General features: G+C 67.1%; 12 protein-coding genes. 5 read left to right on the plus strand and 7 right to left on the minus strand.

The features are described 5' to 3' along the window. Positions 1-21: 21 nt before the first annotated feature. Positions 22-417, plus strand: a complete 396-nt coding sequence (locus ACRDTL_RS05540) for a pyridoxamine 5'-phosphate oxidase family protein (protein ID WP_431505713.1) — start codon at positions 22-24, stop codon at positions 415-417. Between the two features lie 75 nt (positions 418-492). On the opposite strand, the gene ACRDTL_RS05545 is transcribed toward ACRDTL_RS05540, so the two are convergent. After that, positions 493-2,217 carry an N-acyl-D-amino-acid deacylase family protein gene (locus tag ACRDTL_RS05545; protein WP_431505714.1) on the minus strand — a complete coding sequence of 575 codons (1,725 nt, stop codon included), beginning with the start codon at positions 2,215-2,217 and terminating at the stop codon, positions 493-495. Positions 2,218-2,273: 56 nt separating this feature from the next. Between ACRDTL_RS05545 and ACRDTL_RS05550 the strand changes: the two genes are divergently transcribed. From ACRDTL_RS05550 to ACRDTL_RS05565, 4 genes are all read left to right on the plus strand, one after another. Further along, complete coding sequence (locus tag ACRDTL_RS05550) at positions 2,274-2,807, plus strand: mycothiol transferase (protein WP_431505715.1); 534 nt, start codon at positions 2,274-2,276, stop codon at positions 2,805-2,807. Between the two features lie 23 nt (positions 2,808-2,830). After that, entirely contained in the window at positions 2,831-4,354 is a 1,524-nt protein-coding gene (locus ACRDTL_RS05555) for an aldehyde dehydrogenase family protein (RefSeq protein WP_431505716.1), read from the plus strand. Positions 4,355-4,356: 2 nt separating this feature from the next. Further along, a complete protein-coding gene (locus ACRDTL_RS05560) occupies positions 4,357-5,190 on the plus strand; it encodes a hypothetical protein (RefSeq protein WP_431505717.1) in 834 nt (277 codons plus the stop codon). Between the two features lie 173 nt (positions 5,191-5,363). Beyond that, positions 5,364-6,749: an NAD(P)-binding protein gene (locus tag ACRDTL_RS05565; RefSeq protein WP_431505718.1), complete on the plus strand. Its 1,386-nt coding sequence runs from the start codon at positions 5,364-5,366 to the stop codon at positions 6,747-6,749. A gap of 506 nt (positions 6,750-7,255) precedes the next feature. Here ACRDTL_RS05565 and ACRDTL_RS05570 read toward each other — a convergent pair. The 6 genes from ACRDTL_RS05570 to ACRDTL_RS05595 are packed head-to-tail and all read right to left on the minus strand — an operon-like array spanning position 7,256 to position 12,572. Continuing rightward, positions 7,256-7,954: an anti-sigma factor gene (locus ACRDTL_RS05570; protein ID WP_431505719.1), complete on the minus strand. Its 699-nt coding sequence runs from the start codon at positions 7,952-7,954 to the stop codon at positions 7,256-7,258. Next, entirely contained in the window at positions 7,951-8,517 is a 567-nt protein-coding gene (locus ACRDTL_RS05575) for a sigma-70 family RNA polymerase sigma factor (RefSeq protein ID WP_431505720.1), read from the minus strand. Before ACRDTL_RS05575 ends, ACRDTL_RS05570 begins: the two co-directional genes overlap by 4 nt. 35 nt (positions 8,518-8,552) lie before the next feature. Next, positions 8,553-9,335, minus strand: coding sequence for a DUF1295 domain-containing protein (locus ACRDTL_RS05580; RefSeq protein WP_431505721.1), 783 nt, complete (start codon positions 9,333-9,335; stop codon positions 8,553-8,555). After that, positions 9,332-10,591 carry a class I SAM-dependent methyltransferase gene (locus ACRDTL_RS05585; RefSeq protein ID WP_431505722.1) on the minus strand — a complete coding sequence of 420 codons (1,260 nt, stop codon included), beginning with the start codon at positions 10,589-10,591 and terminating at the stop codon, positions 9,332-9,334. Before ACRDTL_RS05585 ends, ACRDTL_RS05580 begins: the two co-directional genes overlap by 4 nt. Next, on the minus strand, positions 10,588-11,286 hold the full coding sequence (locus ACRDTL_RS05590) for a DUF1365 domain-containing protein (protein ID WP_431505723.1): 699 nt from the start codon (positions 11,284-11,286) through the stop codon (positions 10,588-10,590). The genes ACRDTL_RS05585 and ACRDTL_RS05590 overlap by 4 nt, the downstream gene beginning before the upstream one ends. Continuing rightward, positions 11,280-12,572 (minus strand): NAD(P)/FAD-dependent oxidoreductase, encoded by a 1,293-nt coding sequence (locus tag ACRDTL_RS05595; protein ID WP_431505724.1) that lies wholly within the window; start codon positions 12,570-12,572, stop codon positions 11,280-11,282. The genes ACRDTL_RS05590 and ACRDTL_RS05595 overlap by 7 nt, the downstream gene beginning before the upstream one ends. Positions 12,573-12,675 lie beyond the last annotated feature (103 nt).

A 12,675-nucleotide genomic window follows, 5' to 3' on the forward strand; every position in this document is an offset into this window, starting at 1 on the left:
AAGCCGCATACAGTTATCCACATGGGCGCCAAGAAAGTCGATCTCAAACGCCTGGCCGCGGCTTTGGTCGACTTCCCGTTCGCCTACCTCGTCACCGTCGACGACGACTACCACGCACATACGGTGACGGTCGAACCGGTGCTGCGCGACGGCGTGCTGGATGTCGGGCTGATCGGCGGGCGTACCACCAAGAACCTCGCCAAGCGCAGCGACGCCACCTTGCTCTGGCCGCCGGGTGAGCCGGGCGGGTATTCGCTGATCGTCGACGGCCGCGCCGCGGTGAGCGACGCGGGTGACGAGATCGTCCAGCTGGAGATCATGCCCACCCGGGCGCTACTGCATCGCAACGCCGACCCGGCCTCACCCACGGTCGCTAAAGGCTGTCTGCACGACTGCATTGTTTTTGCGGAGGCCTAGCCTCCGATCGCGTCGACTGTGTGGGTTATGGACGCGATTTCGCGATTTCCTCGGCCACAAGCCACACGCTCAACGTCAGGCGGGCGCGGGCTGACGGCCACGCACCAGCCGGCCCGGTCGGGCGTCGGTGGGCACGCCGTTCTCAGCGATCACCTCACCGAACACGATGGTCGCCACATACCCGTCGGCGGTCTGGTCGAGCCGACGCCCGCCCGCCGGCAGGTCGTGGGTGACTACCGGCTTGTGCAGCCGCAGCCCGGCGTGGTCGATCACGTTGAGGTCGGCCTTGTAGCCGACGGCGATGCGGCCGCGGTCGCCCAGCCCGGCGACTCTGGCCGGCACCGAGGTGAGCGCGCGGATCGCCTCGGGCACCGACAGCCGCCCGGACGCCCGGTCGCGTGTCCAGTGGGTCAGCAGATACGTGGAATAGCTTGCATCGCAGATCATTCCGTAGTGAGCGCCGCCGTCGCCGAGGCCCAGTACGACATCGTCGCGGCGGATCAGCTCACCGACGGTGCTCAGCGAGTTGTTCTGGAAGTTGGCCATTGCGCCCAGCAGGATCGCATGGCCGTCGTCGTCGAGCAGCCGGTCGTAGGCCTCCTCCAGCGGCGAGACACCGCGCGCGCGTGCCCGCGCGGCGATGCTGTTCGACGCGGGCGGCTCGTAGTCCGGGTCGTCGCCGAGCGGGAAGATCCAGTCCCACGCCTGCGCCAGGTAGAACAACGGGTTGATCGCGGCCTCGGTCGGCTTGTCGGCCAGAATGCGGGCACGCATGTCGGGTGTGCGCATCTGCGCGACCCGCTCGGCCAGCGGCAATTCCGCGATCTCGCGGTAGCTGGGATACAGCATGAACGGGTTAACGGTCAGGTTCAGGCCGATCATCAGGCCGATCGGCCTCGGCAACACCTGCGCGGTGATATCGGCGCCCGCGCCGTTGGCCTTTTCCACCATCGTGATCGCGTCTTCCCATAGCGGGTCGCCGGCGTTGCCGACCGCCAGTGTGAACGTCACCGGCAGCCCGGTCTCACCGGCGGCGTCGAACACCTGCTGCAGCACCGGCTGATATCCGCCGGCCGGGATGTCGGGCACGAACTGGACCAGCCCGCCGCCGCCCTCGACGATGCCGCGTCCGATCTCGAGGATCTCGTTGTAGGCGGCGTCGTAACTGGGTATCTGCCGACCCCCCTCGGTGCGATGCGTCGCCAGCCGCGACGACGCGAACCCCAACGCCCCGGCCTCGACGGCCTCCTTGGCCAGCGCCCGCATCTTGGCCAGATCCTCGGCGGTGGCCGGTTCGCGGTTGGCGCCACGCGTACCCATCACGTAGACCCGCAGCGGCGAATGCGGCAGATAGGCCGCCACATCGATATCGAGCTGTCGCGCCGCCAAGGCGTCCATGAACTCCGGAAAGGTCTCCCACGTCCACGGCAGCCCGTCGGTCATCACCACATCGGGAATGTCCTCGACGCCGGCCATTACGTCGACCAGCACGTGGTGATCCTCGGCGCGGCACGGCGCGAAACCCACTCCGCAGTTGCCCATCACCACCGTCGTCACGCCGTGCGCCGACGATGGATTCAGCCGGCCCGACCAGATGGACTGCCCGTCGTAGTGGGTGTGCAGGTCAACGAATCCGGGCGTGACCAGCAGCCCGGTCGCGTCGATCTCCCGCTCGCCGGTGCCGTCGACCGAACCGACGGCGGTGATCACGCCGTCGCGCACCCCGACGTCAGCGACGTACGGCTCACCCCCCAAACCGTCGACGATGGTGCCGTTGCGAATGACGAGGTCGTAGCTCATCTAACAAAGCCTACGACCGCGTTGGTGCCTCGTGCCAGCGCGTAACGTCGCCGGGTATGCCGACCACTCAAAATGACGGGACCGCCGCTCAGGAATTGCTCCGGGATGCCTGCACCCGGTTGATCGAACACGTCGACGAGCTCACCGACGGGCTGACCGACGACCAGGCCAACTACCGGCCGGCCCCGAACGCCAACAGCATCGCGTGGCTGATCTGGCACAGCGCCCGCGTGCAGGACATTCAGGTCGCGCACCTCGCCGGTATCGAGCAGGCGTGGATCCGCGACGGGTGGTTCGACCGGTTCGCGCTGGACCTGCCACACCAGGACACCGGCTACGGCCACAGCCTCGATGACGTCGCGAAGGTGCAGGCCCCGGCTCGCCTGCTGGCCGGCTATTACCACGCCGTGCACAAGCTGACGCTGGAGTACATCGCCAGCATCACCGGCGACGAGCTGGCCCGCGTCGTCGACACCCACTGGGACCCGCCGGTGACCGCCAGCACGCGGCTGGTCAGCATCATCGACGACTGCGCCCAGCACCTCGGCCAGGCCGCCTACGTTCTGGGCATCACCCCGGGGCAGACTTGACGCCTGTCGATAGCATGAGCGGCATGACTGCCACCACATCCCTCACACCCGATTTCTCCGGCACCGGCACCGTCTTGAACCCCGCCACCGGCGCGGTCGCCGGCGAGGTGCACTGGACCGATCCGGCCGACGTCGCGGCCATCGCCGCCGGACTGCGCGCGGCCCAACGGGACTGGGAACAACGCGGCGCCACCGGACGCGCCAAGGCGTTGGCCCGCTTCGCGGTGTGGCTGGGTGAGCATCGTGACGAGATCGAAGAACTTCTGATCAAGGAGACCGGTAAGTCGGCGCTCGACGCGACCCAAGAGGTGCCGCTGTTGATCATGATCCTGTCGTACTACATCAAGACGATGGAGAAGGCGCTGGCACCCGAGCGCCGCCCGGCGGCGCTGCCGTTTTTGGCGATCAAAAAGATCACCGTGCACTACCGGCCGCGGCCGGTAGTCGGGGTCATCGCGCCGTGGAACTACCCGGTGGCCAACGCGCTGATGGACGCGATCGGGGCGCTGGCTGCCGGCTGTGCGGTGCTGCTCAAGCCATCCGAGCGCACGCCGCTGACCGCGGAGGTGCGGCGGCGCGGCTGGCTGGAATCCGGTGCACCCGAGGTGTTCGCGCTGGCGCAGGGCGCCCGCGAGGTCTCCGAGGCCGTCGTCGACAACGTCGATTTCGTGCAATTCACCGGGTCCAGCACGACCGGGCGCAAGGTGATGGAGCGTGCCGCCCGCCGGTTGACGCCGGTCAGCCTGGAGTTGGGCGGCAAGGACCCGATGATCGTGTGCGAGGACGCCGACATCGACCTGGCCGCCCACGCCGCGGTGTGGGGCGCGATGTTCAACGCCGGGCAGACCTGTGTGTCCGTCGAGCGGGTCTACGTGCTCGAGTCGGCCTACCGGCAGTTCGTCGACGCGGTGGTCCGCGACGTCAAGGCGCTGCAGGTCGGCGCCGGCGACGGATACACCTACGGCGCGCTGATCGACGACGACCAATTGGCGGTCACCGAACGTCACGTCGCCGACGCCAAAGCCAAGGGAGCGCGCGTGCTGACCGGCGGGCAGCGCGCCGACGGGCCGGGCAGCTTCTACCCGCCCACGGTGCTGGTCGACGTCGATCACTCGATGGCCGCCATGACCGAGGAAACGTTCGGCCCCACCCTGCCGATCATGAAGGTCGGCACCGTCGCGGAGGCGATCCGGCTGGCCAACGACAGCGAGTACGGATTGAGCGCATCGGTTTTCTCCCGTGATGCTGAGCGTGCGAAGAACATTGCGCTGCAGTTGGATTGCGGTGCAGTCAACGTCAACGACGTGATCAGCAACCTGATGTGCACCACCGCACCGATGGGCGGGTGGAAGACGTCGGGTATCGGCGCCCGGTTCGGCGGCGCCGAGGGACTGCGCAAGTACTGCCGTGTCGAGACCGTCGTCGCGCCGCGGACCAACGTCGGCGCCGGCGGTAACTACTACAACAACTCACCGAAGTCGCTGACCCGGATGAACCGGATGATGACCCGGATGGCGCTGGCGCGTCCGCGCCGCACCGCCAAATAGAGGTGCGCTTCGCGGCCACCGTGCTGTTGTGGCTACTCACCACCGCAGCGCTGGCGGTCGCGGTGCCGGCGGCGTGGGCGCAGCACAACATCGTCGACGTCGACGGCTATGCGGCGCTGGCCGAAAGCGCCGCGGCTGACCCGGCGCTGCAGACCGCCGCGGCGTCGGAGCTGAGCAGCAAGGCGACGGCGCTGATCAACGACCACGGCTACCGGGTGGATTCGCAACTGGTGCACCGGATCGCGACCGCCTACACCGCGGGTCCGGCGTTCCCGCCGCAGTTCGCGCAGGCCAACCGGTTGGCGCACCGATGGCTATTCAACGGCACGCAGTCTGGCCCCTGGGTCATCGACCTGGCCCCGATGCTGAACGACGAGAGCTTTCAGCAGCTGCTGGCCGACTACCACGTGCGGGTGCCGTCGACGGCAACCATGCCCGTGACGGTATCGACGCCAAAGGCGTTGCAGCCGGGGAAGTTACGTCCACTTACTACCTGGGGTCCGTGGGTGAGCATCGGGGCGGTGACACTGACCGGGATTTGCGCGTTGCTGACCCTGGCCGCTGCCCGCAGCCGCGGCCGGGCGCTGGCCAGTCTCGGGGTTTCGGCGCTGCTGGTCGGCGCCGGCGGCTGGGCAGCGATTGAAATCGCCCGCCGCCGCATCAACGTCGCGCTCAACCACACCGCCGGCGATATCCGGCGCATCGCCGACGTCATGGTCGGCTACGCGGAAGCCGGCCTGCACCACTGGCTCGACCTGACCCTGGCGGCCGGCGGCGCGCTGGTGGTGCTGGGGGTGCTCGTCGCGGTACTGGGCAGCCTGTGGGAGATAAGGTAGCTCAGCGAGATTGCCGGGGTGGCTGTGAGTCGGCGAAAATCACGGCCCTGACGGCAATCTCCACGCCAGACCAGCGAAGCGCTCAGCTCAACGGCAGCTCGGCGAAGATCATCCCGGTCACCTACGCCACCCGGCACCGAGTGGCTGCCCTACCCCATGTACCGTCCCGACTAGTGACAGCATTCGATGCCGACTACCTCGTCGTGGGGGCGGGCGCCATGGGGATGGCGTTCGTCGACACGCTCATCGCCGAGACCGATGCCACCGTCGCGCTCGTCGATGCCGGCCCACAACCGGGAGGTCACTGGACCTCCGTCTACCCGTTCGTGCGGTTGCACCAGCCATCGGCCTATTACGGCATCAACTCCTGCGCTTTGGGCAGTGATCGTATCGACCATGCCGGTTGGAACAAGGGATTCTACGAACTTGCCACCGGGAGTGAGGTATGTGCGTATTACGACCAGGTGATGCGCCACAACCTCCTGCCGACCGGAAGGTTGTCGTACTTCCCGATGTCGACATATCTGGGCGACAAGCGCTTTCGTACGTTGAATGGAGCCGAGCACACCGTCAATGTAAGACGACGGGTAATTAATGCGACCTACCTGCTGACCGTGGTTCCGGCGATGAGGGCTCGGCCGTTTCCGGTTGCCGACGGTGTCGATGCCGTGCCGCCCAACGAGCTGCCGCGGCTAGCACCCGGGCGGAATCACTACACGATCGTCGGGGCGGGCAAGACCGGGATGGACGGGTGCCTGTGGCTCATACGCCATGGTGTCTCACCGGATCGGTTGCGCTGGATCATGCCGCGCGACTCGTGGCTGATGAACCGAGCCAACGTGCAGCCGGGGTCGTTGTTCGCCGCACAGTTGCAATCGAGTCTCGCCAACCGCACGAAGGCCATCGCCGCCGCGACGTCGATGGACGACCTGTTCGAACGGGTCGAGGCGGTGGGCGGTCTTCTACGCATCGACCCACGGGTTCGGCCCACGATGTACCACTGCGCGATCATCTCGCTGGCCGAATTGGAGCAGCTACGCAGGATCCACGACGTCGTGCGCCTGGGTCATATCGAACGGGTGGAACGCAACGAACTCGTCCTTGAGCACGGCAGCCTTCCGGCGCAGAAAGACTCGCTGTATGTGGACTGCACGACGGCAGGCTTGCCGCGTCCACCGTCAGTGCCGGTGTTCGACGGTGATCGCATCACATTGCAGAGCGTACGGGGATGCCAACAAGTGTTCAGCTCGGCGTTAATCGCCCATGTCGAGGCAGCATATGCCGACGATGACGCGCGAAATGCATTGTGCGAACCTATTCCTCACCCAGATGAACCCTACGATTGGCTTCGGATCACAATATCGGACAACCGCGCTCAGCTGCGGTGGTTACAGGACCCTGAGCTGACGCAGTGGCTAGAATCGGCACGACTCAACATCTTGCGGGGCATGTTCGACAAGCTGCCCGAGGACCCCCGGGTTCGGCAGAAGATGGTGGGGGCGATTCGAGTGATGCTCGAAGCGACCAATGCACGGCTCGCGGAGCTGATGGGCGCTTGATGCCCAACCTCTAGGGGGGTGATTATTGGCAGTTGCAGATACGATGCGCGACTCCCGCCGGTGTGGATGAGGTGTTCTCCGCTGTTTTGGGGGGATGTAATCGCGTGTTGCCGGCATGATTGCGCCCAGCTAATGACGGCGACGAGGCGCACCTGGTCAAGCTTCACTGGGAAGCGGTACGCACGGTCCTGGCCGACCATAGGTACGTGTTCCGGGTTACCCGCAGAAGGGGAAGGTCACCGGGTTAGGACGCGCGACTATGGGGGTTAAAAGCATGCGACATCTCCAGTATCGCAAAGTTGCGGCTGCGGGTTTTTCCCTGATCGCGGTCATACCCCTGTCGTGTTCAAGCGACCAGACCGGCAACCCTGCGTCGCCGCCTGCACAGCCGCGGAGCTCGTCGGGCCGCAATGTGCCGCCTACCAGCTGAAAGGCAGGTCGATTCCGATGACGTCGTTGATGAACGCCGTCAGGCGCTCGGCGATAGTCACGTCCCCCTAAGCCGCTCAGCTCAACGGCAGCTCGGCGAAGATCTCGCCGGTCGGCGCCGGCGAGCCGTTGCCGGGTTCGACGGTGAACGCCAATACGCTGGAATCCCCGAGGCTGGGCAGCACTGCAGTGGTCGACGGTGCGACGGCGGCGGTGTTCATCGTTCCGGCCGAGACCGGTCCCTTGCCGCTGATCAGCCACATCTGATACACGGTGCCCGGCGACGGTGGGGGCACGTTGTTCATCACCAGCACACCGGCGCCCTTGTCCCGGGAGAACACCACCGTCGCCGTCCCGCCGTCGGCCAGTTGGCGTGACACGGTCCGCACGTCCGGTGCCGCCATGATCTGCTCGGCGACCGTCGGCGTCGGTGGCGGCCGCAGCGCGATACCTGCCCCGAATGCCGCCAAGCCCACCACGATTGCCGCTGCCGCAGCCAATACTGCGGTGCGCCACCGGGCCTGGCGCCTGGTTCCGGACCCCACCGCGGCGAGCACCGCCGCACGCAGGCCGGCCGGCGGCTCTGCGGCGGTTGCCGCCGACACCACCGCCATCGTCTCGCGGACCGCGCGCACCTCATCGCGGAAGGCCTCGCCGATCCGCGCCGGCGCGGCCGCGACCTGCCGGTCGATGGCGTCGCGTTCGGTGTCGGAGATGGCGTTGAGCGCGTACGGCGTGGCCAGCTCCAGCAATTCGAATTCGGTCGGCTCGGTCATGACACACCCAGGCAGTTGCGTAGTCCGCGCAGTGCGTCGCGCATCCGCGACTTGATCGTCGACAGGTTGGCCGATAACCGCTGCGAGACTTCGGCGTAGGTCAACCCACCGTAGTAGGCCAGCTCGATGCACTGTCGCTGCGCGTCGGTCAGCCCGTCCAGGCAGTCGGTGACCCGACGCTGCTCGTCGCGGGTGATCACCGAATCGACGACGACATCGGTGGACAGTTCGATGTTGGCGGTGCCGTAGCGGGATTCCCGGCGACTGCCGGCCTGTTCGGAGCGGACCCGGTCGACGGCGCGCCGATGCGCCAGGGTCAGCAGCCAGGACAGCGGCGAGCCTTTGGCGGAATCGAATGTGCCCGCGGTTCGCCACACCTCCAGGTAGACCTCCTGGGTGGTCTCTTCGCTATATCCGGCGTCGCGTAGAACCCGGAACACCAACCCGTACACCCGCGCCCGGGTGTGGTCGTATAACGCGGCGAACGCGTCGCCGTCGCGGCGCGCCACCCGGCGCAGCAAGGCGTCGAGGTCGCTGCTCGCGCGCGGCGTCGCTTCGGTCATTGACGGGTAGCCTAGCCGCTCGGGCACGAGGACCGTCATCGCCGTGCCGATCGCGGCGGGCGCGGGACGAAAAATGATGTCCGTCGTTGGTATTCGCTGAAGCCGGGGCGGCCGCCCATGTACTTCTCGGCCAGCCGGGCGCCGGTGGCAAAGACCAGAAAGTAGGTCATGAGCAGCGGGGAAAGCACGAAAGCCAACGACCACCAACCGGTGATCGTGATCAGCCACAATCCCCACCACACGCACGCATCGCCGAAGTAATTGGGGTGGCGCGTGTACGCCCACAGACCGCGGTCCAGCACCACACCGCGATGCGCCGGGTCGGATTTGAACACCCGCAGTTGGTGATCGCCGACGGCTTCGAAGACGACGCCGATGACCCACAGCACCACCCCGGCTGCCGTGACCGCCAACAAGTGCCGCGGTGTGCGTCCGGTGACCGCCGAGACCTGCAGCGGCACCGAGACGAACCAGATCGCGAAGCCTTGCAGCGCGAAGACTTTGCGCACGACCAGGCCAAGCGTCGCGCCGCGCAGCATGTCGGCATAGCGGGGATCCTCGCCCTTGCCGATCGTCTTGCGGTGCAAGTGCCAGCTCAGCCGCACTCCCCAGATCGTCACCAACGCCAGCAGCAGCCACCGGCGGAGCGGGTCACCGTCGCCGAAGACCGCGGCGACGACGGCGACCGCGATAAAACCGATTCCCCAGGCCACGTCGACGACGTTGTAGCGGCCGATGCGCCGCCCGATCCCAAAGGTGACCGCCTGGAGGACGACGAGCACCGCAGCCGAGATAGCAGAGACGACGGCGAAGGTCATGGGGCAGCACCGCTTGTGAACGTCCACTGATAGACATTGAGGTACCCGGATCGGAACCCGGCCTCCGCGTACGCCAGGTAAAGTTCCCACATTCGGGCAAATACCTCGTCGAAGCCTATGTGTGACAGGGTAATTCGTCGTTGCAGGAAACGTTCCCGCCAGAGCCGAATCGTCTCGGCGTAGTGCGGGCGCAGCGAGCGCATGTCGACTGTGCGCAGACCGGTGTGCCGCGCCGTGATGCCCTGAATGGCCTCCGCGGAAGGGATCAGCCCGCCGGGGAAGATGTACTTCTGGATCCAGGTGTGCGTCTTGCGGGTGGCCAGCATCCGGGCGTGCGGCATGGTGATGGCCTGGATCGCTAGCCGCCCGATCGGCATCAACAGCTGCTCGAGAGTCCGAAAGTAGTCCGGCCAAGCGTCAAAGCCGATCGCCTCGATCATCTCAACCGATATCACCGCGTCGTAGCGGCCGTCGACATCGCGGTAGTCGCACAGGTCGACCCGCACGCGGTCGGCCAGCCCGGCGGCGGCGATCCGCTGCCGCGCCAGCCGCTGCTGCTGAACCGACAGGGTCACCGAGCGGACCTGCGCTCCCCGCGCGGCCGCACGCAGGCACAGCTCACCCCATCCGGTGCCGATCTCGAGCACCCGGCTGCCCGGCCCGACCGCAGCCGAATCGAGCAGGCCATCGATCTTGCGTCGTTGAGCGTCGGCGAGATCCGGCCAGGAGGCCGGCGACTGCGAGAACCACGCGCTCGAGTAGGTCATCGTCTCGTCGAGGAACTCGGCGAACAGATCGTTGGACAGGTCGTAGTGTGCCGCGACGTCGCGCCGGGCCTGCGCCCGGCTGCGCCGCGGTGACCCCGGCCGAGACGCCACGGCGATCGGTCGCAGCCGCTGCAGCGCAGGCGGAACCAGATCTGCCACCGCGGTCGCCAAGATCGTCAGCACCCCGGTGAGGTCATCCGACTCCCATTCACCGGACATGTAGGACTCGCCGAACCCGATCAGGCCGTAACGTCCGATCCGGCGGGCCAACGCGTCCGGCTGATTGATCACCAGCGACGGAGACATCGCGTCACCCGCCCCGATTACCGAGCCATCAGGGTAGATCAGTCGCATCGGCAGCCGTGCGGCCGCACGCCTCAGCAGCCGGTCGGCGACAACCGCCGCCACCGCCGGCACCGGCCCGGACGGCACCCGCGCGACCGCCGGCCAGCGCTCCCAATCGATCGGTGCCACACGCATTTCAATCATCGCCGTACCATCGGGACGCGGCGCCGCCACAACGTGATCCCTTGGATCCGGATCCGCGCCGCCACCACGAGCGGCGCCAGCGGCGCGATGACCTGCATCCGTGCGATGTGGCCTGCGGTGGCGGGTTGCCCGGTGCCCCGCAGGGTAGCGACGAAGGCCGGCTGGCCGTCACCGGACAACGTCACCATCACGTCCACCCGCCGATCGGGGCGCGGCGCCAAGACCAGGTAGTGGCCCAGCACCGGATTGAACGGCGAGACGTAAAACTTCTTGGTGACCCGCACCGGCGTGTTAGCCGGCGGCAGCAGGTAGGCGTGGCGTTCCCCGTAGGTGTTGTGCACCTCGGCGATGACATGACGCAGCACGCCGCCGCGGTCGTGGCACCAGAAGATGCTGATCGGGTTGAACACGTAACCCAACACGCGGGCCTGCAGCAGCGCGGTGACGCGACCACCGGGCACTGCGGCGTCGTGCTCGGTCAGGAACGCATCCACCCGGTCGCGCAGCGAGTCGCCCGGCCGGCCGGCGAGGTGGTCTGCTGGATCGAAGCGCGCGAACGGCCGCAGCCACCACGGCAGCGACGGCAGCTCATCGATATCGACATACCAGCTGTAGCCGCGGTATTCGAAGGAGTGTTGCACCGGGGCCTGCCGGTTGTGGGTGATCGTGGTGCGGTAGATCGCCGGCGTCAACACGCGACCGTCTCCCCGGATCGGGTGCGTGCCGGCCAGTCGGCGCCGAGCCGCCGCGCCGCCCGCAACCCCGACGCGGCGCCGTCCTCATGGAAGCCCCAGCCGTGATAGGCGCCGGCGAACACCACCCGATCGTCATCGAGGGTGGGCAATAGACGTTGGGCGGAAACGGATTGCGGAGTGTACAGCGGATGGTGGTAGGTCATTTCGGCGATCACCGACCCGGGATCGATGCGGTCGTGACCGCCCAGGGTCACCAAAAACCGTCGGCTGCCGTCGATCCGCATCAACCGGCTGACGTCGTAGGTGACCAGCACGTGGTCTTTGTCGGGCGTGATCAGGTAATTCCATGACGCGCGGGCGCGACGATGGCGGGGGAGCACCGATTCGTCGGTGTGCAGTTGGGCGTGGTTGGTCGAATATGGAATCGCCCCCAGCACGGCCGTTTCGTACGGGGATGGGTCGTCGAGCAACCGCAGCGCCTGGTCAGGGTGCACGGCGACGACGGCGGCGTCGAAAAACCGTGGTGCCGCACCGTCGGCTTGCACCAGCACGCCGTCGGGCAACCGGCGCAACGAGTGCACTGGCGTTCCAGTGCAGACTTCGGCCAGTCGCGACGCGATGGCCTGCACGTAACGCGCCGAACCCCCCGTCACCGTGCGCCATGTCGGTGAACCGAACACCGACAGCATGCCGTGGTGGGCGAGAAATCTGAACAGATACCGCGCCGGGTAGCGCAACGCGTCGTCGCCGCCACACGACCACACCGCCGCCACCAGCGGGGTGATGAAGTTCTCGACGAAAAACGTTGAGAAGCCGTGTCGTTTCAGGAAGGCTTCCAGCGTCTCCAGCTCGTCGCCGCCACTCAGCAGCCGGGTCGCGGCGCGGTGAAATCGGATGATCTCGGCGAGCATGACCAGGTAACGGGGTCGCAGGGACTGCCGGCACGCGAACAGCCCACGGACGCCGAGCGCTCCGGCGTATTCGAGCCCGGTATCGTCGGCGCGCACCGACATCGACATCTCCGAGTCCTGAGTGGCCACCCCCAGCTCGGCAAACAACCGGCACAGCGTCGGGTAGGTGCGGTCGTTGTGCACCAAAAACGCCGAGTCGACGGCGACGACGGTGCCGTCGCCGCAGTCGACGAAGTGGGTGTGCGCATGCCCACCCGGCCGGTTGGCGGCCTCATAGAGCGTGACGCGGTCACGGTCGGACAAGGCGTACGCGGCGGTCAGACCGGCGACTCCGCCGCCGATCACCGCGACCGAACGTCCGAATGACTGTTGCACAACAGGTATTCGGAGAGTGCCGCCCGGGGGATGGGTGGTCGACCCATCCAGGACGGCGACCGCTCCGAATAGCAACTGTCCGAACCGTGAGCGGCGGCGCTGG

The sequence above is a fragment of the Mycobacterium sp. genome, assembly GCF_050700595.1.
In the GTDB taxonomy this organism is placed as follows: Bacteria; Actinomycetota; Actinomycetes; order Mycobacteriales; family Mycobacteriaceae; genus Mycobacterium.